Here is a 25,822-nt window from a genome sequence, read left to right as displayed (position 1 = left end):
GTAGTCCGGCAGAGGCTCAGGTCCGGGACGGTGGGGGAGCCAGCATGATGGGCCACTCCTCGTCGTCGGCGAGGAGCCGGTCGAGCGTGACGTCGGGTCCCGCCGTGAACACGGCGGTCGGCTCGCCGAGGCGTGCGCGGAGCGCCGGATCGGCCGTCGTCCGGGCCGACAGAAGCAGCACGGCGTCCGGGTCGATCGCCGACCGTTCGGGGAAGTCGGCCGGATCCACGCCCGCCTGCCCGAGCAGCACGGGGTGGACGGCGACGCCGACCACCAGGGCCTTGGCGTCGAGCGACCGCTCGGCCCAGCCGTCGGTCCGTACGAGATGGAACGCACTCTCGCCTTCGTGGCAGTGCCCGCCGAGTCGGCTCAGGGCACGTTCGCCGGGGGTGCCGTCGGGATCGACGACGAGGATGGGGAAGGCCGCGTCCGGGTTGTCGGGGGCGAGGCCGGAGCGGACGTACAGGCGGGCCATCGGACGGAGCCTCCGGGCGGATCGGATGTGGGCGGGGTGCCAGTACGGTATGCGATCGGTTCGGCAACGCCCTTGGCCCGTCCGGGCGTTGCCCAAGCGCGTGCTTCTCGTCTCCGGGTCTGAAGGGCTGGTCCTCGCCCACCTGGACCCGGACTGCGGACGCCCAACTCGACTCGGTCGATGCCCAGTTGGTCACTGCCGCGATCGGCCCGCGCTACGCCGCGCCATGACGACCGGACCAGGACCGTTATGATCCGCCTGTGTCAGGTTGCTCGCGCAGTGCTTCGGATTCCCTTCCCCGCGGTGGGCGGGCCACGCCGTGACGAGTGGTGCGATACCCGAGGCCGAAGGTCCGGTGAATCGTCCGGCGGGGTTTTCCGAGCAGCCGGTCTGGACCGCGCTCGGGCTCCTGGTCGTGTGTGCCGGTCCCCTGATCCTGCTGGCCGGTGTCGGCGGGTACGTCCCCGACGACGACAGGCTTGCGGTCGTCGTGACCGGTCTCGTCTGGACCCCACTCACCGTGGTCGTCCTGATCCTGGCCGTCGTCGGCACGGTGCGGGATCAGCGCGTGTGGCGCGACCTGGACACGGCCGGCGTGCGCGCCATGGGCGACGTCACGTCCGCGCAGCACGTGTGGTCCGGCGAGGACGACCGCTGCACCAGGGTCCGGATGCTGGTCACCGTGCCGGGCCGGCCGCCGTTCACCACGAGCCACCTCGTCGCCGGGGAGAAGATCATCGAGGTCGGGACGAGCATCCCGGTCGAGGTGCACCCGACACGCGACCTGTTCCGCCTGGTCGCCGAACCGCCTACGGGCGGGGCGTCCCGGTAGTTCTCCCGCAGCAGGCGACGTTCTGCGGCGTGGGGCCGGACATCGGGTAGGTGGGCAGCGAAGGCGGGAGTGCCGGTGCGGTGAGCAGCCCGGGAGCGACGGTGATCACCCAGTCCACGCAGCCGGGTTGGCATCTGCTCACTGGTCAGTGCCCTGGGCGCACGGCCGACTGCACCGGCGCGCATCACCTCGCCGAGTCGCCGGCGAAGGTCGCCGACCAGGGGGCGCGCCGGTGCGCGGACGGGAGTGCGGCGGCGCGCTCTGCGGCAGGTAACGGTGACCTGTCCGGGATTCACTCGTTTGACGCAACGGCACATCGCCGCCCCCTCTCCCGGAAAGCGTCCCGATCCATGCAGCTTCGCTCGCTACGGCCCTACGCCGGGGGCGTCAGGTCCCGGGTTCGGGAGGCCGAGTCCGTCCTCGTCGAGCAGTACGGCGATCTGGTCCGCCTGGCACACCTCGTCCTGCCCGCCTCGCTCGGCCGGCACCAGCGGGTCCTCGTGGCGCACTCCCTGGTCCAGCGGGCGCTGCGCCGCGCGGGCACGGTACGTACCGAACCCGGCGTCCCCTCCCCGCGCGGGGAGTCACGGGGAGGCGGGGGAGGCGACACCGTCGAGCGCCGCCTCCTGGTGGAGGTGCTGCGCGCGACGCTGACGTACGGCAGGCGTCCGCGGATGTGGCCCGCGGGGTGGGTTCACCCGGGCGCGCTGCGGCCCCGGCTGCCTCTGGTCTGGGGGTTGCGATTGTTCCCGCGTTCGGGCGGAGTGGACGAACTCGCCCTGGCGCAGCGGCTGTCCGCGGCCCCCGCAGCGGCCCGCGCGGCGTTCCTGCTGCGCACGGTCCACGGCCTTTCCGTGGACTCCGTCCGTGACCTGCTGGAGTCGGCGGACGTCCCGGATGTGCCCGCGGCCCTGCGCATCGCGGGCGTCCTGGAGGAGAACTCGCGCAGATCGCCCGCCGCGCTGCTCGCGTCGCAGGAGTTCGACGCCTGCGCCCTCCAGGCCGGTCCCACCGATCTGCTGCGCCGCACCAGGCGGGCCCGCCTGGTCCTGGGGGCGGCGGCGATCGGGCTGGTCACGGTGGTGACCCTCGCCGCTGCCGGTGACGGCACGGCACACCGGGCGGACACCCAGGCGCCGGCGGCACGCACCGTGCCCGGTCCCGCGGACCTGGTGCGTACGGCCGCCGGGGTGTGGGACAACACCTCACGGGTCGACTTCACCGCCTGGCCGGCCCGCGGCTCCCGCAACCACGACCAGAGCCTCCTCGACCGCGCCCTGTCCGCATGGACACACCCGCGTTCCCGCACACACCTCCACCTCACCCCCGCCACGACCGCGACCCCTCCGGCCACCGCACCGCAACTGCTCTACGCCGGGAACATCGACGACCGCGCGGTGGTACTGCTCTACGACGGAGAGCGCCTCGCCCGCTACGGCGAGGCCCGATCCGGGGCGCGGGACGCGGAGTTGAGCGTCGCCCGCGCCGACGACGCTGACGTCACCACGGCCGCCGCCGTCACCCTCACCCCGCCGGGAGGCAAGGCCCGCTACCTCCTGGCCCCCTGGGTGGCGGAGTCGCAGACCCGCGACCTGCTGCACCCCGATGTCCTCGCCCGTCCGCTGCACACCGCGAAGGACGGCGTCACGGACCCCGTCCCCACCGTGCCCGCGTCGGGGAAGTGCGACAGTCGGCCGGTCCTGCAACTGCGTTCCTCGCAACGCATCGCCGAACACCACGCGTTCCTGCTCGCCCCGCTGGGCGACCTGTCCCCGGTCCACCTCACCTTCACCCCGCTGCCCGGACACGGCACACCGCCCGCCCGTCAGCCCCGTGAAGCCACCGGCCCGCAGGCACTCCTGGCCTGGGCCCACCAGGCCTGCTCCCTGGGGTCCCTGCGCGACAGCGGTGTACGCGCCGTGAACAACTGGGACTTCGCCGAACAGGACCTGCCCGACGGCGGCGGCCACGCCGTGTGGACCTGCGCCCGCGCCGACACCTGGCGCGGTTCCGGCGACGTGACGGTGTCCTTCCGCACGAGCGGGTACGCGCCCGGCGCGCCGGCCCGGACGGTCGCACGGGCCCACGCGACCGCCGCGTGCAGCCGGTTCGGGCAGCACGTCGTGGCCGTGAGCGGCTGGCGCTCCCCGAACGGCCACTGGTTCGCGCTGGCCGCCGGCAGCCGAGCCGTCACCCGCCTTTCGGTGACCGGAGACGTGACGATCACGAAGCAGGCCCGCACCCTCGCCGTACCGGCCCCGCACGACCCGCGCGTCACGGTCCGGGCGCGCCTCTCCACCGGCGAGGGGTTGGACGCGGTCGGCACTCCCGGGACCTGAGTCCTCTGTCCTACTGCGTCAGCAACCGCGAGAGCGCGAGCGCGGGGCTCGAAGTCCGCTCACCGACGGGGGTCCGAGCGGATGAACCGCCCCCATGGCCTGGTCGAGAAACTGAGGCAGGGGCGATGTGCCGCCGCGGCTCGACCCAGGTCTCCATGGCCGCGTCGAGACAACTTAGGGCGCTGGCGATGGGAGCCGATGCGCCTGGATCGGCCTGTGCGGGGTCCGGCGGTGCGAGCCGGCGGACGACCTCGGGATGGAGCAGTTCTCGCAGGTGCAGTTAGCGCTCTTGGTAGTAGCTGCGGACCGAGGGTGATCGGACGATGGCCCGGGCTGTCTGCAGCGCGGCGGCGGTGTCCTTGCCCTCTTGGCGTACGGCGGGCTCCGGGGCGTACCGCAGTGCTGTCCACACCGGTTCGTCGTCCGGCCGTCCCGCCAGGGCGTCCCGTGTGTGCCAGGAGTGGTCCTCCACCATGACCAACAGGACGTCTTCCTTGGTGGCGAAGCAGGGGGATTGCGGATCCCGTGTCCCGCCCGCCGTAGCCGCACTGTGCCACTTGTCGGCTCGGGGCGCCTTTCCCGGTCGGCCGGGGGACCGCGCCAACTCCGTCGACCTTCTCAGCTCGATCCCGGGCGGCGGTCCGGTAGCTGTGGTCATCCTCACAAATCACTTGATTACGGCCTTTTCGTGGCACCGGTCACCTCACGAAACCGTCGCCTCGTCTACGTTCGCACCTCTGTGTCCCCGCCCCCGAACCACCGAGGCCTCATGCCGCACCGCCCGAACCCTCGACCGACCACGCGGAGCACGAACACGAGCACGCCCGGCCGACACGCCAGGCGTGCCGGTCTCCGCACGGCGCTCTTCACCGGCTCCATAGCCACCGTCCTCGCGGTCGGTGTCGTCGGCCCGGCGGCAGCCGTCACCGGGACGTCGGAGCCATCCGCCGGCACCGCGCAGCCGACCGCGACCAGCGAGGCGCGCGTGACGACCGCCGTGCTGGACCTGGACCACCCCGCGCGGAATCCGCAGGTACGGGGGAATGACGTCCCCTACGACACGGCCAGCATCATCAAGGTCGACATCCTCGCCACGCTGCTTCTCCAGGCTCAGGACGCCGGACGCGGCCTCACCCAGCACGAGCGCACCGAGGCCGAGGCGATGATCGAGCGCAGCGACAACGACGCGGCGACCGCGCTCTGGCGCGAGATCGGCCTCGCACCCGGCCTGGAGGCGGTGAACAAGCGCCTGGGCCTGACCTCGACCGTGGGCGGGGCCGGTGGAATGTGGGGACTCACGCGCACCACGGTGACCGACCAGATCCGCCTGCTGCGCGCGGTGTTCGCCGGCGGCGGGACCTCGGCCTCCAGCGGGCCCGTACTGACCACGACGTCCCAGACCTACATCCGCACGCTGATGACCCGCATCTCCGCCGGACAGTCATGGGGCGTCTCGGCGGCCTCCGACGCCGGATGGGCCCTCAAGAACGGCTGGCTGCAACGCAGTACCACCGGCCTGTGGGACATCAACAGCGTCGGCCAGGTCACTTCGGGAACACACCACTACCTCGTCGCGGTCCTCTCCGACGGCAACGCGTCGATGCCGGACGGCATCGCGGCGGTCGAACGCGCGGCCCGCACGGCGGTCACCGCAGCACGGGCGGCCGGCTGACGGCACGGACGCACGTGACGTACCGCGTTCGGCGCGGCGCGTCGGACGGGTACCCGTGCGATTGCGGGCCACCGGCTTCCTGGTCGTCCGTTCCTGGTACGCCGTGGCCCCCCGAGGTCCGGTCCGCTCCGCGCGATCCGTAACTGCCGGGGCCGCGACGAAGAACCGCAGGGGCTTGGTCCGATCGTGGCGGTGCGAGACCACCTGCGCCTGCAACTGGTCGCGCCACTGCGGAAGTTCATCGAGACCCATGCCGGCCGGCCCGCCGTGGCCCAGTCGCCGACACGCGCTCCGGACCTCCACCCGCAGGAAGGCAACTGGTCCCCGGCCAACACCGACACGGGCGGTTCTGCCGCCGTCGAGTCCGCTGGAGTTCAGCCGGCGAGGCGGGAGCCGCCGGTTGTCGCGCGGGGTGCGCCGAGGTGTTCCAGCAGCAGCCCTTCGCGCGTGGACCAAGGACAGATCTCGACGGCTTTGGCCCCACACGCCTCCATGAGGGCCTGCGCGATCAGGGCTCCGGCCAGGGACTGTTCGGCGCGATGGCGCGAGATGCCCGGCAGCTTGCCGCGCCGGGACGGCTTCGCCCCGGCCAGCAGGGCGACCGACGTGCGCAGGTGAGGCAGGGCCAGCTTCCGCCCGGTGCGTGGCGACGGGCCCCGCGCCGCGGCGAGCCGGGCGAGCTGTTCGAAGGTCTTGGAGCAGGCCAGCACCCGCACGCCCGGCTCTGCGAGCGGCAGGCCGGGAACGGCTTCCAGGGACCGGCGCAGATGCTTGCGGATCTCGGCCAGGCGGCGCTGGGACGGCACGGTGTTGCCGGGCAGCCAGTCCCGGGTGATCCTGCGCGCGCCCAGCGGCAGCGAGTGCACGGTACGGGGCTGGTCCCCGGTGCCGGAGGCGATCTCCAGGGTGCCGCCGCCGACGTCCAGGACGAGCAGTGGACCGGCCTCCGGGCCCGCCCACTGACGAGCGGCGACGTAGGCCAGCCGCGCCTCCTCCTCACCGGTCAGCACGCGAAGGCGGGTACCCGTGGTGCGCGCCACGCTCGCGATGATCGCGTCACGGTTCGGCGCGTCCCGGATGACGGAGGTGGCGAACGCGAACACCTCCGGCCCGCGCGGACGCGGGTTCGCGGCCACGGCCTCGGCCACCGCCTGCTCGACGCTTTCCACGCCGGCCTGGTCCAGCCGTCCCTTGTGGTCGAGGGTCTCGTGCAGCCTCAGCCGTACCTTGCGGGAGAAGACCGGCTCCAGCATCGCGCCCGGGCTCCGCCGCACGACCGTCAGCAGAGCACTGTGGCACCCGACATCGAGCACACCTGCCTGCCGCACCCTGTACCCCCCTTGTCCCGTGTTTCCGGCCCAACGGACAACTATATCGTCACCACTTGTGCGCCCTCCGATCTGTCTCCTGAACAGCGGGGCGAAGCCGCGCCGAGCCGGAACGTGCCCCCGTCACGAGTGTGCGATCTCCTTGTGCGTGAAGGTGGGCGACGTCCCCGGGTTCGCCCAGGAGGCGGTCAGTTCGCTGGAGGGGAAGAACTGGAGGAAGCGGGGATCGGTCTGGGAGCGGTCGACCAGGGTCTTCTCGACGATCAGTGAGTTGTACTGGTCGGCGGTCGTCTCGATGGTGTTCGCGTTGAGGACGACCTCCTGGCCCCAGGTGCGGGCCCAGCGGGCGATGCCCGGCATGCGGGAGTGCTCGGGGGTCAGGCACTCGGCGGCGATCACGTTCTCGCTGCTCGCCCAGACGCCGGTGGAGGTGTTGAGGACGATGGTCTGGTTGCCGAACACATGCCCGGGGGTCTCGACCACGGCGACACCCGGACCGAGGATCAGCGAACCGTCGACAGGGAGGAACGCGTCCGGCCGTACGTCCTGATAGGTCTCCGGCTGGTACCAGGGCCGTTGGAGTGGGTGCAGCTGGGACATGGCCAGCAACTCGTGGCGCTGCACGATGACTTTCGCGTTGGGGAACGCGGGTGTCACGGTGCCGCCGAGGTCGCGCTGCGGACCGGTCGTCCCCACCCAGCGGCGCAGGTCCTGGGTGTGCAGATGGTCGAAGACCAGGTAGTCGACATCCTCCGGCCTGATGCCGAGACGGGCCAAGTGGCCCAGGACCGTGCCGTGTTCGGTGGTGAGCAGCGACTGCAGCGGCCCGGGGGTGCGGCGGATCAAGGCGGCGAAGTAGGGCGTGTTCTGGCCGGGTTCGTGGTCGCTGGGCTCGAACAGCAGCACCCGTTTGCGGCCGTCGCTCTCCGCCCACCGTACGACCAGCATGCGGTTGGTGATCGACAGGAACGGGGCGATCGCCCGACTGGCCCTGAACAGGCCGAACTTGGTGGGGTACGGCAGTGTGATCAGGTCGCAGGTCGTGACGCTGTCCGGGGTGCCGGTGGCGGCGAACTCGGTGCGGAAGACCTTGGCCTGATCGCGGGCCCAGGCGAGTCGGGCGCCGTAGCCGCCGGGCACCTCGGTCAGGCCGTCGAAGGCGGTGACGCGGGTGCCCAGGGTGGGCATGTCGAGGACGTCGGAGTTCTGCCAGGCGAGCTTCACCGGTCCTCCTGGACGATGGGGGCAAGTGTTTCGGGGTTCTAGTAGGGGGCCTTCTCGCCCTCGGTCGTCACGTCTAAGGTGTTCAGGAACTTGCAGACCAGTTGGTAGAAGCCGACCGTCAGGACCAGGTCGGAGAGTTGCCCGGCGGTGAGGAACGAGAGCGCCTCGGCGCGGTCGGTCTCGGTCAGCGTGTGCTGCGCCAGCAACCGGTCGGTGAGGTGGAGGATCGCCGTCTGCTCCGCCGTCAGACCCTCGGCCGAACCGGTTCCAGCGGCAGCGATGCCGGCCTCGTCCAGCCCGAGGAGCCGGCCGATGTTCTCGTGGTGATGGATCTCGTACGGCGCCCGGTAGGCGTGCCCGACCCGGAGGATGGCGAGTTCGCGCAAGGGATGCGGCAGCGCTCCCTGGAAGATCGCGTCGGCCATCTGAAGGAAGGCGGGAGCCAGGGCAGGCGAGTGGAACACCATGCGGTAGATGTTCACGGCCGACCGCTCGGCGGCGATCTTCCGCAGGTCGGCGGGGAGTTCGGTCAGGTCGGGGTAGTCCATGCTCATCAGGCCTCTCCTTCGTGCGTACGGCGGGGTCAGCCGACCTTGTTGATGGGGTTGGTGCCGTCCCACGCGGCCGCCATCTCCCGTAGCGCGGCGAAGAGTTCGCCCTTGGCGCCGCCGATGTCGGAGATCTCGATCACCGTGCCGGGGTGCGTCTCGGTGTCGAGGTAGGCGAAGCGGCCACCTTGGATCGCGGCCTCCTGGGCGACGGTGTAACCGAGGGACAGGGCACGGTCGTAGAGCTTCTGGTAGTCCTTGGTCCAGTAGGCGACGTGCTGCGCGCCCTCGTGTCCGGCGTCCAGGAAGTCCTTGTAGAGGGACGGCTCGTCGTTGAGCGGCTGGATCAACTCGGTCTGCCCATCAGGTGGTGGCCTACGTCCGTAACCCGGACGCGGTGCAGACGCGGCCCGCCCTGACCGTCGTACAGGGCTCCCGCGACGACCGGGCCGCGATGGCGAAGGCATTCGTCGGCAGCGACGCCGTGATCTCGGATATCGGGGTCGCCCTGCGCGCGAAGAAGCCCGTCGACCTGATGCAGCGCACCCTGCCGGTCGTCACCGCCGCCGTGCGGGATGCCGGTGTCGAGCGGTTCGTGCTCGTCTCCGCGTTCGGCGTCGGGGACACGGCAGTGAAGGCGTCGCTCCTCGGGCGGCTGGTCTACAAGACGGTCGTCGCCGCGATCTTCAAGGACAAGGAGCTCTCGGAGCGGAGCCTGCCCGCGAGCGGCCTGAACTGGACGATCGTCCACCCGGTCAACCTCAAGGAGGCCCCGGCCGCCCCCGCCGCCACCGTCAAGCGCCTCGACCAGGTCGCCAAGGTCCCGGGCCTGCCCACCCTCCCGTTCACGAACGTAGCGCGTGCCCTCGTCGAGATCGCCGGCGACCGCGGCCTCGCCGGTCAGCGGGTGCTGGTCACGACGGAGAAGGGGTGGAAGGCGCCGGGGCATGCTGCCGCCTGAGACGGGCGTTCGGGGGCGATGCGTCGTGGGCGGTCATGCGGAACTCCTCGTGGGTGATGGGCGTACGGGGGCGCGTCAGCCGTGGCTCTCGATGACGGAGGCCTTCATGCCGACGACCTTTGCGCCGCGCTCCACGGGCTTCGTGTCGATCAGCCGATCACAGGGCCGGCCCCGCCGCAGACGGCGTACTCCGGCGCTTCACGCACCGCCTGGTCGTAGGAGGGCTGTCCGTCGGGCCAGGTGGCCGTGAAGTCGATCCGTAGGTGTCGGCACCTGGTGTTCTTGGGGTCTCGGCAGCCGCTTGAGGGCGGAACCCCCCCAGCCATACGCGGACTTGACGATCCGGGTGTTCGGCTACCCCGTCACGGAGCGCTGTGAGCACCGTCCGAGCCCTACCGGCAGCTGGCCGCGCTTTCGAAATCCCGCAGCAGCCGCCCGAGGGGCATGGCCCGTGGCCTGTGGACCCGCCAACGGGCAGTGCGTGCGGTCGACTTCGCCCTCCGGAACCGGAGTGACAGAGCCTGCCGCACGCGACCGCCGACCGTTATGTGAGCGATTGCCGTTGAGGGGCTGACTCCTTAACGCCGCCCGGTGTTAATCCAGTTAAGCCGGAACTTCGTCGGCATCGCCCATCACCGGAGCCTGAACGGGGCGATACGTGGATTTGACGACCTCGCCGGAGGGCGGATCAGCGTAGTCCGGCGAAGAGGTCGTTCTCGGGTACGGCCGTGCCGGTGGTGTCCTGGACGCGTACGAAGGTCTCGATGCCCATCAGCTCGCCGAACCTCTCCTTGCCCAGCTTGAGGAAGAAGATGTTGTCGCCCTGACTGGCGTGCGCGGCCAGGGCGTCGAACTTCTGGCCGCTGAACGCGGTGGTGTCCACCCAGGTGGTGATCTCGTCGTCGGGGAGGCCGATCTCGGCCATCGCGGCGGCCTCGGCGGGATCCGGCTCCGGCATGTCCGGGTGGAACTCGCGCATGATCTCCCCGAATCGCCGCATCCCCGAGCGGGGCATCGTGGTCCAGTACACCTTCGGTGCCAGTCCGGTCATCTCCAGCGCCGCCATGGTGATGCGGTGGGCCTGGATGTGGTCGGGGTGGCCGTAGAAGCCGTTCTCGTCGTAGGTGACGACCACATCGGGACGGTAGTGCCGCATGAGGTCCGCGAGTCGGGCCGCGCCTTCTTGCACGGGGGTCTGCCAGAAGGAGCCGGGGGCGTCGTTGGTCGGCCACCCCATCATCCCGGAGTCGGCGTAGTCCAGCAGTTCCAGATCGCTGATCTTCAGGACCTCACAGCTCGCTTCGAGTTCCTGACGGCGCATGAGGGCGACGGCCGCCGGATCGTGGCCGGGATCGCCCGGCTTGACACCTCCCGGTCCGTCACCGCAAGCGCCGTCGGTACAGGTCACGAGAACCGTGCGGATGCCTTCCGCCGCGTACCGCGCGAGGACCCCTCCGGTTCCGGTGGCCTCGTCGTCGGGGTGGGCGTGCACTGCCATGAGCGTCAAGGGCCGGCCAGTCATGAAAAGTCCTCCTGCAGAAATTACGTCGTGGTCCAAATAGTGCGGTGGGTGTACCGCGATCCGGGGCCCGGATCCGCGCGGGGCGGACGACATTGCGCTCTCCTGTTCCCCGCCCGCGCGGCACGGTCCCTCGGCCGTTGCAACCGCGCCGACCGGACCAACTGTTCCCGGTGAGGCCGCTCGGCCTTCCGGACGTCGGCGTCTCAACGCGATCGGGGTACAGGCGCGACCTGCATGTCCTGATGGAGTGGACCACTGTCGTCGACGAGGACGGCGCCACCGGGACCCGCGGCCCACACGCCGCGCAGCGCCGGGACTCGACGCCGAGTGAGGACCCGCAGATACGGGGAGTACGGCGTGCCGATCATGTGCGTCATCAGACCGGCGGTACGGCTCTCGGCCTGCCGTCAGGAGTTCCCCCCCGCCGACGGGAGGCGCCGGAAGCGGGGTTCAGGAGGTGAGCGTGCCCTGGTCGGTGTACTTCGTGGTGCGGGTCGGGACGCGGATCGCGCCGTCGGCCAGGACGGGGCCCCTTGGTGGGGCGGGCGAACACTATGAACGCAATGATCGACGACTGGTCCCCGCATGCGGCGCTTCCTAACATCTCGGATCGCAGGGCAACTTCGCACAGTGAATTCATAGGAGCCGCTCCCGTGACCACATTTGACGCGCCCGTGCCGGTACGCCGACGGCTCTCGGCCCCTCGCCACCGTCGGGCCGCACTCGCCGCAGTCCTCGCCGCGGCACTCCTCGGCACGCTCGGCAACGCCCCCGCGCCCCCGGCGCAGACCGCGCCGCCCGCCGTAGCCGCCTGTCCGCCCGACCTGATCGGGAAGGCGACGTGTTACACCGGCCAGGACGCCAACGGGGCGTATTACGCGATGGCTGTTCCGACCCGCTGGAACAGATCCCTCGTCGTGCACGCGCACGGCGGACCCGATTTCGGTGACTCCTCGGACCCGGCGCGCAGCACCGACGATCTGGGGCGCTGGGCGGTGATGGTCGAGGAGGGGTACGCCTGGGCCGGCTCGTCCTACCGCCGCGGTGGGTACGGGACCCGGATGGCCGCCGCCGACACCGAGAACGTCCGCAGACTCTTCGTCTCGACGTTCGGCAAGCCGAAGCGGACCTATGTGCACGGCCAGTCCTGGGGCGGCGACGTCGCCGCCAAGGTCGCGGAGACCTACGGCAGACGCCCCGGCGCCTACGACGGCGCGCTGCTCACGAGCGGCGTCCTCGGCGGCGGTTCGCGCGGCTACGACTACCGGGTCGACCTACGGGTGGTCTACCAGTACTACTGCCACAACCACCCCCGCCCGACGGAGCCGCAGTACCCGCTGTGGCAGGGGCTTCGCGCGGACTCCACCATGACGAGCGCCGGGCTCCGCGCCCGCCTCCAGGAGTGCACGGGATTCTCCTCCGCCCCCGCGGAGCGGACCGCGCTCCAGCAGCGCAACCTCGACGACATCCTCGCCGTCACCCGCATCCCGGAGCGCTCGCTCGAATCACATCTGCGGTTCGCGACCTTCACGTTCCGGGACATCGTGTCGACCCGACTCGGCGGCCGAAATCCCTTCAGCAACAAGGGCGTGCGGTACTCGGGTTCACACGACGACAAGGCGCTCAACGCGGGCGTCGAACGGTTCTCCGCCGATCCCACCGCGCGCCGCGACCTCTCCTACGACGGCGACCTGACGGGCAAGGTCTCCATCCCCGTCCTCACCCTGCACGCGATCGACGATCCGACGGCCTTCGTCGAGCACGAGACGGCCTACCGCGCCACTCTCCAGGGCGCCGGCCGGGGCGGCAACCTCGTCCAGACCTTCACGACGGAGACCGAGCACAGTGCGCTGAGCGACTCCGAGTACGCCAACTCCATTGCGGCGCTGGACACTTGGGTACGCCACGGACGCAAGCCGACCGCGCGCTCGGTCGCGGCTTCCTGCCCGGCCTTCGACCGCACCTACGGCAGCGGTTGCTTCTACGACCCCGCCTTCCGCCCCGCCCCGTACGCCTCGCGGATCCGTCCCCGGCCGGGCGGGCTCGCCTGGCCCGCCATGACCGCGGACCAGGAGCGGGCGTGGAGCCGGATCGAGAGCGTGGGGATCGCTCCCTGACCCTCGTCGACACGGAGGGCGGCAGCGGTCGAGGAGCGGTCCCACGAATCCCGGCAGCCGTTCATGTCTACGGCTGCCGGGGGGTGACGGGAATCAGGCCACCGTCTGCTGCACGTACGGCGTGAGTTGGACCGGCCCGACCAGGCCGTAGTTCTGCCGGGCGGACGTGCCGAACACGGCGGGGTTGCTGATCCGCAGCCGGTTGAACAGCGGGGTGGCCACCTCGATCTCGATGGTGTTGGCGCCCCGGCGCAGATGTCCGCCGAGGTCCACGACGGGGTTGAGCCGGTCGACGGGGTCGAGCAGGGTTCCGTTGACGGTGACCCGGCAGGTGTCGGTGACACTGCCCAGCTTCAGCAGGGCCCCCGTGCCGGAGACCCAGGTGCCCGGCAGTGCGAACGTCGTCCGGTAGCGGCCGACGCCGCCCACGTCGGCCAGTTCGGGGATCTGCGACCACGGCAGCAGGGCGTCGAGTGCCAGGGTGTGCGTGACGATCCTGGTGGTGGTCACGGTGGCGCCGGGCTGCCAGTCGTCGACCGAGAGCGTCCACCGGTCGAGGGTGACGGTCGCCGGGACCTCGGGGATCTTCGTGGTGACCTTTCGGCCCGTCGACAGGGTGGTGGTGCGGGCACCGGCCGTGAAGGCGCGCACCACCAGTGATCCGTCCGTGAAGAGAACGCTGTCCGCGTCGGTGGCGACCGCGTGCGGACGGCTGCCGCAGCGGTCCCGGAACAGTCCCGGGTCGCCCAGCGCGACGACGAGGGTCTCGCCCGGCTGGAGCGTCACCCGGAACGTGAACGCGTCGCCGTCCTGGGTGTACTGGGCGAGCCGGTTGACCCGACCGCTCCACGGGTCCAGCAGGTAGGGGACCGTTCCAGAGCCCTTGCGGTGAGTGGCGTGCAAGGTGACGTCGTGGTCGATGAGGGCGACGGCGGGCTTGACGGTCTCGGCGTGCTTGCCGTTGCACAGGTAGTAGAAGTCGGCGTCGTCGGTGACCCGGTGGGCGTTGAGCAGGGTCGACGACACGGAGTACACGGCGTCGGAGGTCACGCCGAGTTCCGCGAACGCCGCGCCGACCAACGTCTTGTCGGTGATCCGGCGGACATTCGGCAGGGCCAGCAACTGGGCGGTCAGAGAACGCAGTTCGGCCTGCTCCCCGTCGTCGGGGAGACCCGGGGTGAGTGCCTGGTCGAAGGCGCCGAGGAGCACGGTGGGCAGCCCGGCACGCGCGAACTCCAGGAGTCTGCGGGCGTCGGCGACGGCGAGCGTGGGATTGGAGCCGTAGAAGAAGTCGCCTTCGAGGAACAGGGCCTTGTAGGCGGGCCCGTCGGATGCGAGGCGCTTGCCGGAGACCTTGGCCGCGGGGAGGTCGAGCAGGGGGCCGCTCAGGAACTGGTGGGTCCAGCCGAGCGGGATGCCCGTCGAGGTCAGCCAGGAGGCGCCGATGCCGGTCGCCGTGTAGCCGGTCTGGCGGAAGACCGCGATGTCCGCGCGGGCGGTGCCCGACTGGAGCACCTCGTGGACGCGGCCGAGATAGCCCGTGATGTCGGGGACATGGCGCCAGGTCGGCTGTCTCGGGCCCCACGACTCGCCGTATCCCGGGGCTCCGCCGTACGGGCTGAACGCGGCGAAGCCGGGCCAGCTGACGCCCGGCGCGGTGGCGTAGGAGAAGCCGTGGATCACGGTCTGGTTGACGCCCGCCGCGTACGCGCCGCCCATGGTGCGCAGGAACTTGTCCCAGGTGGTGTTGTAGGCGCCGCCCGCGTACGCGCCCGCCTCGCAGGACAGGATGCGGTGGCCGGCCATGTCCCGTCCGCCGGCCAGGCAGCGGTAGTCGTCGAGGTTCTTGAAGCCGAGCGACTCGCCCTCGGGGACGTCGAGAAGGGCCGCCGAGGCGATGGCGTCGGTCTGGAGACCGTAGGGCTGGGAGCGGAGTCTCATGCCGTGTCCGTGCGCCCAGGACTTGAGCGCGCCGAGGTGGTGCTCGTTGAACAGCCCGGAGACGGTCTCCCAGAAGTCGTGCCGGATCTCCTGGGTGAGCCGGGCCTCGAAGGCGAAGACCTGGTTGCCGTTGTCGAGGACGACGGCCGGCAGATACGGCAGCAGGTCCCGTCCGGTGTGCTCGCGGAAGGCGGCGGGCAGGCCGGGCGTCCACTGGAGCCCCTTGGTCTCCAGCTCCACGGAGTCCTCGAAGAAGGTGTTGCCCGCCGATCTGAGGAGCTTGCGGAGTGTGGAGTCCAGGATGGTGGAGTCCCAGTAGCGGGTGACGGCCGCGGTCCCGGCCGCGCTGAAGTGGTCGACGACGTACGCGGCGGGCGAGGAGTGCGGTCCCGCCTCCGGCTGCTGGCCCGAGCCCCGCTGCCAGTACGACAGGATCACCCAGGTCGCCGCGTCGGGCGGGGTCCAGCTCAGGTGGCCGCCCGAGACCCGGTCGGTCAGGTCGGTGACGCTGTCGGCGTCCAGGCCGGTCGCCTTGCCGCTGGAGTAGGCGGTGTTGACGCGGGCGGCCTGGACGGCGAAGAGCTTCTGCACGGTGACACCGGAAGGGGCCGCGTAGACGGAGGCCGGCACCGGACCGTCGTAGGCCGCGCCGCCGGTCAACGTGGCCTTGCCGTAGGCGAGTTCCTTCACCGCGGCGTCGTCGTCGGGAGTCACTCCGGGCACGGCGACGGGCCAACTGGGGCCGAGGGTGAGGTCGATGGTCAGTCCGCGGCGGGCGGCCTGCCGCAGCGCGGCCGTCACACCCTCGCGCCAGGCCGGGCTGCCCCACCCGTGGTGGGCGGTGTCGAGCACGGAGGTGTCGGTCATGCTGTGGTGCACGGCCGCGATCTCGGCGCCGCCGAACCCCGCGTCGGCCATCCGGTCGATCTCCCGCGCGATCTCCACCGGGTCCACCAGCCCGTCCGGCCACCACCAACGGAACCTGGGCCGAACCTCCTTGGCCGGTCGGGCGAACCAACTCGCCGTGGGCGCGGCTCCGGTGGAGTGGGCCGTCCCGGAGGCGGCGGCGCTCGCCACTGGACCCAGTGCCGCGAGAACGCCCGTCGTCAGACCGGCCGCCAGTACCGACCGACGCGTCGCACCGCCACGCTGCGGGTGGGTTTTGCGCATGGTTCAGCCCCAACTTGTCACGTATGGACAGGTGTTGAATCGTTTCACTCAATGCAGGCTCCGGAACCGTAATTCGCCCTTCGAGCAGAGGTCAAGGGAAACGACAACGATTCAAGGAGGCGCGAGGTGAGCCGAGTTCACGAAGGCGTGTGCGCCGGGTCGGGACGAGCCGCGGATCACGCATGCGGCTTCCGCCTCGTGGCCCGGCAGGTCCGATAGCCCGGTGCGGGGAGTGCGGTGCCGCGTGCTTCTGGCGCCGCCGCAGGAGTCGGCGCGAGGGCGGCGCGGGGCACGGCGGAGAGTCGAACCGATTCGACAATGGGGGAGGGTGGCGTGGCGACACGAAGGATCGGCCCTTTGTGGGCAACGCTCGTCATTGCGGCGCCTTGTCGAACCGGTTCGGAGAAGCTAGCACCGGGCATATCGACGGGCAACACCGCCGACCAGGTTTCCGAGGCGTTGCGAAAGTTCGGCCCGAGGCGTTGACACCGGTCCGAAGCTGCTCCTAACTTCACTTCACGCGAACCGGTTCGACAGCCGGTTCCGCCCGTCCACCGCCCACCGGGAGCATCGAACCGGTTCGAGCAAGGAGTCAGCCCGTGAACATCGGTGAGATCGCCCAGCGGGCCGGTGTCTCGCGGAGCACCGTGTCCTACGCGCTGAGCGGCAAGCGTCCCGTGTCGGACGAGACCCGGCTGAAGATCCAGCAGGTCATCGACGAACTGGGCTACCGGCCCAACGCCAGTGCGCGGGCCCTTGCCAACGGCCGGACCAGCACCCTCGGCCTCGTCTTCCCACCGGCCGGCAACCACTACACCGGCATGCAGCTCGACTTCATCGGCAGCGTGACGGAGGCCGCCGCGGCCCACGACTACGACGTGCTGCTCTCCCCGAGCGGCGTGGACAGCGACCGCTCCTTCCAGCGGCTGCTGGGCGAGCGGCGGGTCGACGGCGCGATCCTGATGGAGATCAGACTCCAGGACGACCGGGTCGACCACCTGGACGCGTTGCGCTTCCCCTCGGTGGCCATCGGCCGTACCGCACACCCGGAGCGCGGCTGGTGGGTCGGCCTGGACCACACCGCGCTGGCGGCGGCCTGCGTCCACCACCTCGCCGACCTCGGCCACCGCCGGGTCGCCTTCGTCAACCGGCCCGAGCAACTCCTGCGGGCCGGGTACGAGTCCGCCCAACGGGGGCTGGACGGCTTCACCAAGGCCGCGGCGGAGCGCGGGCTCACCGTCCGGACGTACTGCTGCGGTGACGACGCGGCCTCCGGTGAGACCTGTGTCGAACGGATCCTGCACGAGGATCCTGCGACCACCGCACTCGTCACGCTCAACGAGGCGGCGCTGGGCGGGATTTACCGCGGACTGGCCTCGGCGGACCGCCATGTGCCGCGCGACTTCTCCGTCACCGGGGTCGTGGCCGGCCGCTGGGCGGAGACGGTGACCCCGCAACTCACCGCCGCGGACGTGCCCGCGGCGGAGATGGGCCGGCTCGCCGTCGACCTGCTCGTCGAGCGGCTCGACCACCCCGAGGCACCGCCCCGGCACCGGCTCCTCGCCCCGCCCATCTCGCTGCGCTCCAGCACGGGCCCCGCCGGTACCTCACCCGACGGTGCCGCATCGGACGCGGGCCTCGACACGAACTCCTGACCTTCTGACCCATGGCTCTCTGACCCCGGCCTTCCGGCCGCCTGATTCACGACCGTCGAATCCCGCACGTCACTGCCCACCCACCCCCTTCACCATCACCTCTCCCTTCCAGCAGGGCCGCCCGGACAACTCGGCGGCCCCGTTCGGCAGGCCCCGATCACCCCACGCCACCCCTCCCGGGCATCGCTGTGCCCGAAAACGAAGAGGACCGCGCCATGAACACATCCACGACCCCCGCCGCCAGACGGCGTCTCACCGCCGTGGCCCTGACCGTCGTCGCCATCGCCACGGGCACCACCGCGTGCTCGTCCGGCTCGACCGGCTCCGCGCAGACCGAGGGCAGCGGCACCTACACCGTCTGGGACCCGTACCCGCAGTTCGACAAGGGTTCCGCCTGGGCGAAGCTGATCGACGCGTGCGGCACCAAGGCCGGGGTGAAGATCAAGCGGACCGCGTTCGACACCGGCGACCTCGCGAACAAGGCACTGCTCGCGGCCCAGCAGGACAACTCCGCGGACGTCCTCATCGTCGACAATCCCGTGGTGTCGACCCTCGCCGAGGCCGGTGTCCTCACCACCACCGAGGACAACAAGCTGAACACCTCGGCCGTCGACCCCAACCTGCTGGCGGCCGGCCAGTCCGGGGGCAAGACGTACGGCACGCCGATCGGCGCCAACACCCTCGCCCTCTACTACAACAAGAAGGTCCTCCAGCAGGCCGGGGTGGACATCACCACGGTGAAGGACTGGACGTCGCTGACGGCGGCGCTCGCGAAGGTCAAGAAGGCGGGCAAGAAGGGCATCACCTTCTCCGCGATCGGCACCGAGGAGGGCACCTTCCAGTTCCTGCCCTGGTACTGGGGATCGGGCGCACAGCTCACCACGCTCGACTCCGGCAAGGCGGTCTCCGCGCTGACGCTGTGGAAGGACTGGCTGAGCAACGGCTACGCGCCCAACTCCGTCCTCAACAACACCCAGACGACCAGTTGGCAGGAGTTCGCGACCGGCGACTACGCGTTCAGCGAGAACGGCACCTGGCAGCTCGCCAACGCGGCGAAGGCCGGCTTCGGGTACGGAGTCATTCCTGTGCCCGCGGCCGACGGCGGCAACGCGTCCGCCCCGACCGGCGGCGAGTTCGTCACCGTCCCGGTCCAGGGAAAGACCGCCCGCTACGCCACCTCCCAGAAGATCGTGACCTGCCTGACGAGCACCGACAACCTCCTCGCCACCGACACCACGCTCTCCTACGTGGCCCCCACCACCGAGGTCCAGGACAAGCAGGTCACGGCCGCCCCGGAGTTGAAGCCCTGGGTCGACGCGGTCAAGGCGGCCAAGGGGCGCACCAGCGACGACCTGGGCACCAAGTACCCCAAGATCTCCGAGCAGTTGTGGAAGGCGGTCCAGTCCGCGCTGAGTGGCTCGAAGTCGCCGAAGGACGCGCTGTCCACCGCCCAGTCGGCCGTCAAGTGACCGTCCGCAGAGGGGTGTTGACCAACCACCCGACACAACTGCCGGACCGGCCCACAGCGCGCGAACAGAGCGGGACGCCTGCCACCCCCCCGGCCCGCCGCCGCCCGGTCTCCCCGCAGTGGGCCGCCTGGGCGTTCCTCACCCCGGTCACCCTCTACCTTGTCCTCTTCTACGCCTATCCGCTCTACCGCAACCTCGACCTGAGCCTGCGCGACTACACCGTCCGCTCCTTCGTCCAGGGCGACGCGCCCTTCACCGGCCTCGCCAACTACCGCACCGTCCTCGACGACCCGACCTTCGTCCCCGCGCTCGTGCACACCGTGGTGTTCACCGTCGTGTGCCTGTTCCTCCAGTACGCCATCGGCCTGGCCCTCGCGGTCTTCTTCAACCAGAACTTCCGGCTCTCCACGACCCTGCGCGCCCTGTTCCTCGTACCGTGGCTGCTGCCGCTCATCGTGTCGGCCTCCACCTGGTCGTGGATGCTCAACAGCGACTCCGGAATCGTCAACGCCGCCCTGCACGCGGTCGGCATCGGGCCGGTCAACTGGTTGACCTCGCCCGACTGGTCGCTGACCTCGGTGATCATCGCGAACACCTGGATCGGCGTTCCCTTCAACCTCGTGGTCCTCCACAGCGGGCTACAGTCCATCCCCGCCGGCCTGTACGAGGCCGCCGCCCTCGACGGCGCGGGCGCCTGGCAGCGGTTCCGGCACATCACCTTCCCGCTGCTGCGCCCGGTCTCCGCCATCACCCTCCTGCTGGGCCTGGTCTACACACTCAAGGTCTTCGACATCATCTGGATCATGACCAAGGGCGGCCCGGCGGACTCGTCCACCACCTTCGCCACCTGGTCCTACCAACTCGGCTTCGGCAACCTGCTGCCCGCCTTCGGCCCGGGCGCGGCCATCGGCAACCTGCTCGTCGTCGCCGCCCTGGTCTTCGGCCTGGTGTACGTCCGCGCCGAGCGGAAGCAGAGGCTGTCATGAACCGCCGCACCCGTACGTGGTGGAAGACCGGCCTGGGCCTGCTGCTCACTGGGATCATGCTCTTCCCGGTCTACTGGATGCTCAACGTGTCCTTCACCCGCGACCAGGACATGCGCAAAAGCCCACCGGACCTGTTCCCGGCGCACGGCACCCTGGCGGGCTACCGGGCCGTCCTGGACCAGCAGTTGCCCTACCTCGGCACCAGTCTCGTCATCGGCCTGGGCACCGTCGTCCTCACCGTGGCGCTGGCCGCACCCGCCGGGTTCGCCCTGGCCAAACTGCGCCCGCGCGGCGGCGGAATCCTCGATTTCGTCCTCCTGGCCGCCCAGATGATCCCCGGGATCATCATGGCGATGGGCTTCTACGCCATCTATCTGAGCCTCGGTCTGCTCCAGTCCGTGCCCGGTCTCATCGTCGCGGACTCGACGCTGGCCGTGCCCTTCGCCGTACTGATCTTCACCGCGTTCATGTCCGGCATCCCCGGTGAACTCCTCCAGGCCGCGCGGACCGACGGCGCCGGGACCCTGCGCACCTTCTGGTCCATCGTCCTGCCGATGAGCCGCAACGCGATCGTCACCGTGTCCCTGTTCGCGTTCCTGTGGTCCTGGTCCGACTTCGTCTTCGCCAGCACCCTCGCGAACGGCGGCGCGCACGAGCCGATCACCCTCGGCATCTACCACTACATCGGCAACAACAACCAGCAGTGGAACGCCATCATGGCCACCGCCGTCGTGGCCTCGCTGCCCGCCGCGGTGATCCTCGTCCTCGCCCAGCGCTATGTCGCCGCGGGCGTGACGGCCGGCGCCGTCAAGGACTGACACTCCGTCACCTGTCCGTCGTAGAAACCCCGTTGAGAAACGAGTCACGTCTCCATGACCGACGCCTGTTCCGGTCCTGCCTTCTCCGTCCACGACATCCCGTTCAGCACGCACGGATCCTGGTTCGGTATCTCTCCCGTCCTCGCGGAGAAGACCCGCGCCGAGGACCTCCATCTCGTCTCGCACCAGAACGGCATGCATGCCGTTCTGCGTCTCGTGCCGCTCGACCCGGTGGCGGGGGAGAGGGCCGAGGCCGGCGTGCGGGCGACACCGGGGCTGCTCAGCTGGACCGGGGACGGCGGGCGCGTCGACCTCGCCTACGAGTCGCCGGACACCGTGCGGCTGCGCGGTACCGGTCTCGGGCTGCAAGTCGGTGCGGCGGCAAGGGTGTTGACCCCGTTCAGCGGTACGTACTTCTTCCACGACCCCGTGGCCGACGCGCACGTGTTCACCTCGTACGAGACCGGACGGCGCTACCGGATCACCGTCCTGTCCGGCACCCTGGCCGACATCGCCGGTGCTCAGGAGCTCGGCCGCGCCGACCGCGGTGTCACGATCGCCGCCGGTGCCGACGGCGTCTGGGAGGCCGCCGTCGAGGAACTCGACACGGCGCGACCGCCGTTCACCTCCCCGGCGACGTTCGACGAGGTGGTCACCGCCGCTCGGCGTTCGTTCGCGGCCTTCGTCGACACGGTGGCGCCCTGGCGCTCGCCGGACACCCCGGCCGCCGAACTCGCCGCGTACGTGCTGTGGTCCGCGACCGTGCGCCCGGCCGGACTGGTCACCCGGCCCGCCGTCCTGATGTCCAAGCACTGGATGGACAAGGTCTGGAGCTGGGACCACTGCTTCAACGCCCTTGCCCTGGCGCCCGGTTCGCCCGAGCTGGCCCGGGACCAGTTCGCGCTGCCCTTCGACCACCAGGACGCGAGCGGGGCCCTGCCCGACTCGGTCGCCCACTCCGAGGTCCTCCACAACTTCGTCAAACCGCCCATCCATGGCTGGGCGCTGGGTCGGCTGCGCAGCCGGCTCCCCGAGCCCCTCGACCGGGACCAACTCGCCGAGACCTACCTCGGGTTGGAGCGGTGGACCGACTTCTGGCTCACCGCGCGCCGCGCCCCAGGCGCCGCCCTGCCGCACTACCAGCACGGCAACGACAGCGGCTGGGACAACGCCACCACCTTCGACCCCGAGCGTGTCGTCGTGACCGCCGACCTCGCCGCGTTCCTCGTCCTCCAGATGCGCGAACTCGCCGACCTCGCCACCGAGTTGGAGCAACCCGACGACGCCCGTCGCTGGACACGTACGGCCGACGCGACCCAGGCGTCGATGTTCGACCAGCTCTGGACCGGCGACCGGTTCGTCGCCCGCGGTGTCCGCAGCGGCGACGCCTGGAGCAGTGCCGGCCTGCTCGACCTGGTGCCCGTCGTGCTGGGGGAGCACCTGCCGCCGGACGTGGCCGCCGTGCTCGCCGACCGGATCGAGCAGCACCTCACCGCGCACGGCCTCGCGACCGAACTCCCCACGTCTCCGCAGTACTTGGACGACGGCTACTGGCGCGGCCCGATCTGGGCACCGGCCACCGTCCTGATCGAGGACGGCCTGCGCCGCGCCGGCCGCACCCGCCTCGCGGACAAGATCAGCGCCCGCTTCCGCGCCCTCTGCGAGACCTCGGGTTTCGCGGAGAACTTCGACGCCCTCACCGGCGCGGGCCTGCGCGACCGTGCCTACACCTGGACCGCCAGCAGTTATCTGCTCCTCGCCGAGGCCCATGAGCTGAGGCGTGCCGAGGCCACGGAGGCCGTCGGCTGACAGACCTCCTGGGCGAGCCGCGCCCAGGCAGTACCCCTTTCGGGAGATCCGCACATGCGCATACCTCGCCTCCATCCCGGCTTCGGACGATCCGTCCCGAGAACCCGCAGGACGGCCGTGATCGCCGCGCTCCTCGCCTCCTTCGCCGCTGTCACGCTCCCCGCGACCACGGCCCACGCCGCCGACACCTCCGTCACCGTCGACTTCGCCACGGCCGGCGGCGCCCCCACGTACCACGCCTCCGGGATGATCTACGGAATGACACCGGACGGCTCGCTGCCGCAGGACCACTTCTTCACCGACATCAAGTGGCACTTCATGCGGGCCGGGGGCGCCCAGCTCAACAGCGGCGGCTACGCCACCAGCCTCGCCGACTACCAGACCCGCTGGGCGTCGACTCTCGCCCAGTACAAGCGCACCGCCGCCCTCGGCGGCACCTTCGTCCTCCTGCCGCACGACCTGTGGGGCGCGGACGGCACCACCTCTCAGGGCTGGCCCGGCGACAACGGCGACTGGACGCAGTTCGACGCCTTCGTCACCCAGCTCATCGGTGACGTCAAGGCCAACGACATGACGGTCCAGTGGGACCTGTGGAACGAGCCCGACGGCAGCGGCTTCTGGGGCGCCTCGCAGTCGCAGTACCTGGCGATGTGGTCCCGGTTCTACGCCAGGGTGCGCGCCGCCTTCCCCGCGCAGCTCGTCGTCGGACCCAGCATCGCCGGCCAGCCCAACTCCTCCAACACCTGGTGGACGACCTTCCTGACGTACGCCAAGGCCAACAACGTGGCCCCGGACATCTGGAGTTGGCACGACGAGCCCGGCGACCCCGTCACGGACGTAGGCCGCGCCAACTCCACAATCTCCGCGGCCGGGTTGACCAACACCAGGCCGTACCAGATCAACGAGTACGCCACCCTGTCCATGCAGTCCCCGGGCGGCGGAGCCTGGTTCATCGGCCGCCTGGAACGCGCCGGCGCCGACGGGCTGCGCGGCAACTGGGCTTCGGGCACGGGCCTGCACGACGACGAGGCCAACCTCCTCACCAAGAACGGCGCCGGACAGTATCTGCCGCTCGGCGAGTGGTTCATGTACCGCTACTACGGCTCCCAGAGCGGCAACATCGTCAACCTGATCCCCGGCACCGGCACGGACGGCCTTGCCACCAAGGACAACTTGGCGGGAAACGCGAAGGTGTTGCTCGGCAGCAGCGGAAACACGGGCACGGTCACCGTCAAGCTGACGGGGCTCAACACCACGTCGGTCGTGGCGAACAACCAGGTCCGCGCCGTCGTCCAGCGCATTCCCTACAACAGCGGGGCCGCCGTCACCGGACCGGAGACCGTCGCCGACACCACCCTCACGGTCAGCGGCAACGCCGCCTCGGTGAGCCTCCCTTGGACGAACGCCAAGGACGGCTACACCGTCACGCTGCTGCCCCCGTCCGACACCACCGTCTCCACGGTCGCCGTCAGCCAGAACAGCGGCCAGTGCCTGGACGACACCAACCTCTCCACCGCCAACGGCACGCAGTACCAGCAGTACTACTGCGAGGGCGGGTACCAGCAGATGCTCGACCTCAAGCCGGTCAGCGGCACGACCAACACCTATACGGTCGTCGACGAGTTGAGCGGCAAGTGCCTGGACGTCTCGGGCGCGTCCACCGCCGACGGCGCCGCCGTCATCCAGTACACGTGCAACGGGGCCACCAATCAGCGGTTCACCCTCAACCCGGTCACCGCGCTCGGCAACAGCCACGACTACCAACTGGTCGCCGTCCACAGCGGGAAGTGCGTCGACGTCAGCAATGTCTCGACGACCGCCGGCGCGAAGATCCACCAGTGGACCTGCGACGCGGCGAGCGCGCTGAGCACCAAGAAGAACCAGATCTGGCGGCTGCTCGGCAAGGCCTGACCGGCCGTTCCCGCCGGCCGGCGGCGGGCGCCTCCGTCGTCGGCCGGGTCAGGGTTCGTCGAGCAGTCGCCGGGTCGTCGTGATGTCGGTGACGAGCGCGGTGATCCAGTTGCCGCGCACGGCGGCCCGTACCGCGGTGTACTTGTGGTCGCCGCCCGCGACGGCGATACGGCGCGGGACGCTGCGGAGCTGGTCCACGGAGACGCCGATGGTCCGCTCGCCCAGGCCCGCGTCGACATGGACGCCGTCCTCGTCGAAGAAGCGCTGGCAGATGTCGCCCACCGCGCCGAGCCGGCGCAGGCGCGCGATCTCCGTGTCGGCGACCGCGTTGCCGCTCAGGCGCAGCAGGGGGGAGGGCTGGAGGCTGCCGATGCCCACGAGGACGGCGGTCAACCGGTCCCAGGCCTGGCCCACTTCGAGGACCGTCGAGTCGTGCAGCAGGGACAACCGGGCCTGGGCCGACCCGACCAGCCCCGGGGCCCGGACGAACAACGGGCTGGCGCCGATGAGTTCGGCGAGCCGCGCGGCGAGCCGGGTCGCCTGCACCTGCCCCTGCGGGTCGCCCATGCCCCCCATCAACTGCACGACCTTTTCGGCCCCTTGCATCCGGGAGGGCTGCATCGACTCGACGGCCGCGAGCAGCGTCTCGCTCCAGGTGGAGACGCCGATCACGTCGCCCGGCCGGAAGGCACCCTCCAAGTAGGTGGCCGCCGCCGAGCCCAGCGCGCGCATCAGGGTGCGGGGATGTTCCGGCAGGTCGTCGCTGTCGACGATCACCACGTCCGTGAGCTGGTAGCGGTCGGCGAGCGCGTCCTCGAGTTCGCTGTGGATACCCGGCGGAGACACGACGATCGTACGGACCACCCCTCGTTCGGTCGCCTGGCGCAGCAGTCGGGACACACCTGCCTGGGAGAGCCCGAGGGCCTTGGCGATCTCGGCCTGGCGCAGCCCACGCTCGTGGTACATGCGTGCTACACGGACGATGAGCCTGAGCTTGTCGGCGGACTCGCTGCTGTTGAGGTCGGCATGCTGGAACACAGGACGC

The 25,822-nt window shown here is 70.6% G+C and carries 19 protein-coding genes and 1 pseudogene; 11 read left to right on the top strand and 9 right to left on the bottom strand.

Features of this window, described 5'->3' with window-relative positions:
- Positions 1 to 16: 16 nt before the first annotated feature.
- On the bottom strand, positions 17 to 475 hold the full coding sequence (locus ACIRRY_RS20035) for a hypothetical protein (protein WP_403974316.1): 459 nt from the start codon (positions 473 to 475) through the stop codon (positions 17 to 19).
- A 355-nt stretch (positions 476 to 830) separates the two neighbouring features.
- Here ACIRRY_RS20035 and ACIRRY_RS20030 point away from each other — a divergent pair, with 355 nt between their 5' ends.
- On the top strand, positions 831 to 1,307 hold the full coding sequence (locus ACIRRY_RS20030; protein WP_403974313.1) for a hypothetical protein: 477 nt from the start codon (positions 831 to 833) through the stop codon (positions 1,305 to 1,307).
- Positions 1,308 to 1,657: 350 nt separating this feature from the next.
- Positions 1,658 to 3,646 (top strand): hypothetical protein, encoded by a 1,989-nt coding sequence (locus ACIRRY_RS20025; protein ID WP_403974311.1) that lies wholly within the window; start codon positions 1,658 to 1,660, stop codon positions 3,644 to 3,646.
- A 280-nt stretch (positions 3,647 to 3,926) separates the two neighbouring features.
- Here ACIRRY_RS20025 and ACIRRY_RS20020 read toward each other — a convergent pair whose 3' ends face one another.
- The gene (locus ACIRRY_RS20020; protein ID WP_403974308.1) at positions 3,927 to 4,304 is read right to left on the bottom strand and encodes a hypothetical protein; all 378 of its coding nucleotides are present in this window, start codon (positions 4,302 to 4,304) and stop codon (positions 3,927 to 3,929) included.
- A 111-nt stretch (positions 4,305 to 4,415) separates the two neighbouring features.
- On the opposite strand from ACIRRY_RS20020, the gene ACIRRY_RS20015 reads away from it, so the two are divergent.
- Entirely contained in the window at positions 4,416 to 5,318 is a 903-nt protein-coding gene (locus ACIRRY_RS20015) for a serine hydrolase (protein ID WP_403974305.1), read from the top strand.
- Positions 5,319 to 5,692: 374 nt separating this feature from the next.
- On the opposite strand, the gene ACIRRY_RS20010 is transcribed toward ACIRRY_RS20015, so the two are convergent.
- From ACIRRY_RS20010 to ACIRRY_RS19995, 4 genes are all read right to left on the bottom strand, one after another.
- Positions 5,693 to 6,646, bottom strand: a complete 954-nt coding sequence (locus ACIRRY_RS20010; protein ID WP_403974302.1) for a Ppx/GppA phosphatase family protein — start codon at positions 6,644 to 6,646, stop codon at positions 5,693 to 5,695.
- Positions 6,647 to 6,769: 123 nt separating this feature from the next.
- On the bottom strand, positions 6,770 to 7,870 hold the full coding sequence (locus ACIRRY_RS20005) for a hypothetical protein (RefSeq protein WP_403974299.1): 1,101 nt from the start codon (positions 7,868 to 7,870) through the stop codon (positions 6,770 to 6,772).
- A 38-nt stretch (positions 7,871 to 7,908) separates the two neighbouring features.
- Entirely contained in the window at positions 7,909 to 8,424 is a 516-nt protein-coding gene (locus ACIRRY_RS20000) for a carboxymuconolactone decarboxylase family protein (protein WP_403974296.1), read from the bottom strand.
- Between the two features lie 29 nt (positions 8,425 to 8,453).
- Positions 8,454 to 8,768 (bottom strand): VOC family protein, encoded by a 315-nt coding sequence (locus tag ACIRRY_RS19995; RefSeq protein WP_403974293.1) that lies wholly within the window; start codon positions 8,766 to 8,768, stop codon positions 8,454 to 8,456.
- A gap of 14 nt (positions 8,769 to 8,782) precedes the next feature.
- Here ACIRRY_RS19995 and ACIRRY_RS19990 point away from each other — a divergent pair.
- A pseudogene (locus tag ACIRRY_RS19990) lies at positions 8,783 to 9,379 on the top strand (NAD(P)-dependent oxidoreductase); the annotation flags it as partial.
- 688 nt (positions 9,380 to 10,067) lie between these two features.
- Here the strand turns inward: ACIRRY_RS19990 and ACIRRY_RS19985 are convergent.
- The gene (locus tag ACIRRY_RS19985; RefSeq protein ID WP_403974290.1) at positions 10,068 to 10,901 is read right to left on the bottom strand and encodes a PIG-L family deacetylase; all 834 of its coding nucleotides are present in this window, start codon (positions 10,899 to 10,901) and stop codon (positions 10,068 to 10,070) included.
- Positions 10,902 to 11,575: 674 nt separating this feature from the next.
- On the opposite strand from ACIRRY_RS19985, the gene ACIRRY_RS19980 reads away from it, so the two are divergent.
- Positions 11,576 to 13,018, top strand: a complete 1,443-nt coding sequence (locus tag ACIRRY_RS19980) for a hypothetical protein (protein ID WP_403974597.1) — start codon at positions 11,576 to 11,578, stop codon at positions 13,016 to 13,018.
- Between the two features lie 93 nt (positions 13,019 to 13,111).
- On the opposite strand, the gene ACIRRY_RS19975 is transcribed toward ACIRRY_RS19980, so the two are convergent.
- Positions 13,112 to 16,129 carry a glycosyl hydrolase gene (locus tag ACIRRY_RS19975; RefSeq protein ID WP_403974287.1) on the bottom strand — a complete coding sequence of 1,006 codons (3,018 nt, stop codon included), beginning with the start codon at positions 16,127 to 16,129 and terminating at the stop codon, positions 13,112 to 13,114.
- A 599-nt stretch (positions 16,130 to 16,728) separates the two neighbouring features.
- On the opposite strand from ACIRRY_RS19975, the gene ACIRRY_RS19970 reads away from it, so the two are divergent.
- The 6 genes from ACIRRY_RS19970 to ACIRRY_RS19945 all read left to right on the top strand — a co-directional run bounded on the left by ACIRRY_RS19970 (position 16,729) and on the right by ACIRRY_RS19945 (position 24,777).
- Positions 16,729 to 17,784: a LacI family DNA-binding transcriptional regulator gene (locus tag ACIRRY_RS19970; RefSeq protein WP_403974284.1), complete on the top strand. Its 1,056-nt coding sequence runs from the start codon at positions 16,729 to 16,731 to the stop codon at positions 17,782 to 17,784.
- A 215-nt stretch (positions 17,785 to 17,999) separates the two neighbouring features.
- Positions 18,000 to 19,253, top strand: a complete 1,254-nt coding sequence (locus tag ACIRRY_RS19965) for an extracellular solute-binding protein (protein WP_403974281.1) — start codon at positions 18,000 to 18,002, stop codon at positions 19,251 to 19,253.
- Positions 19,254 to 19,291: 38 nt separating this feature from the next.
- On the top strand, positions 19,292 to 20,239 hold the full coding sequence (locus ACIRRY_RS19960; protein ID WP_403974595.1) for a carbohydrate ABC transporter permease: 948 nt from the start codon (positions 19,292 to 19,294) through the stop codon (positions 20,237 to 20,239).
- Positions 20,236 to 21,057, top strand: a complete 822-nt coding sequence (locus ACIRRY_RS19955) for a carbohydrate ABC transporter permease (protein WP_403974278.1) — start codon at positions 20,236 to 20,238, stop codon at positions 21,055 to 21,057. The genes ACIRRY_RS19960 and ACIRRY_RS19955 overlap by 4 nt, the downstream gene beginning before the upstream one ends.
- 54 nt (positions 21,058 to 21,111) lie before the next feature.
- Positions 21,112 to 22,866 carry an amylo-alpha-1,6-glucosidase gene (locus ACIRRY_RS19950; protein ID WP_403974275.1) on the top strand — a complete coding sequence of 585 codons (1,755 nt, stop codon included), beginning with the start codon at positions 21,112 to 21,114 and terminating at the stop codon, positions 22,864 to 22,866.
- Positions 22,867 to 22,920: 54 nt separating this feature from the next.
- Positions 22,921 to 24,777, top strand: a complete 1,857-nt coding sequence (locus ACIRRY_RS19945) for an RICIN domain-containing protein (protein ID WP_403974272.1) — start codon at positions 22,921 to 22,923, stop codon at positions 24,775 to 24,777.
- A gap of 48 nt (positions 24,778 to 24,825) precedes the next feature.
- Here ACIRRY_RS19945 and ACIRRY_RS19940 read toward each other — a convergent pair whose 3' ends face one another.
- Positions 24,826 to 25,815, bottom strand: coding sequence for a sugar-binding transcriptional regulator (locus tag ACIRRY_RS19940; RefSeq protein WP_403974270.1), 990 nt, complete (start codon positions 25,813 to 25,815; stop codon positions 24,826 to 24,828).
- Between the last annotated feature and the right edge of the window lie 7 nt (positions 25,816 to 25,822).

The organism is Streptomyces sp. NPDC101776 (assembly GCF_044766845.1).
Classification (GTDB): domain Bacteria; phylum Actinomycetota; class Actinomycetes; order Streptomycetales; family Streptomycetaceae; genus Streptomyces.
This window is presented reverse-complemented; position numbering and strand designations above follow the sequence as displayed.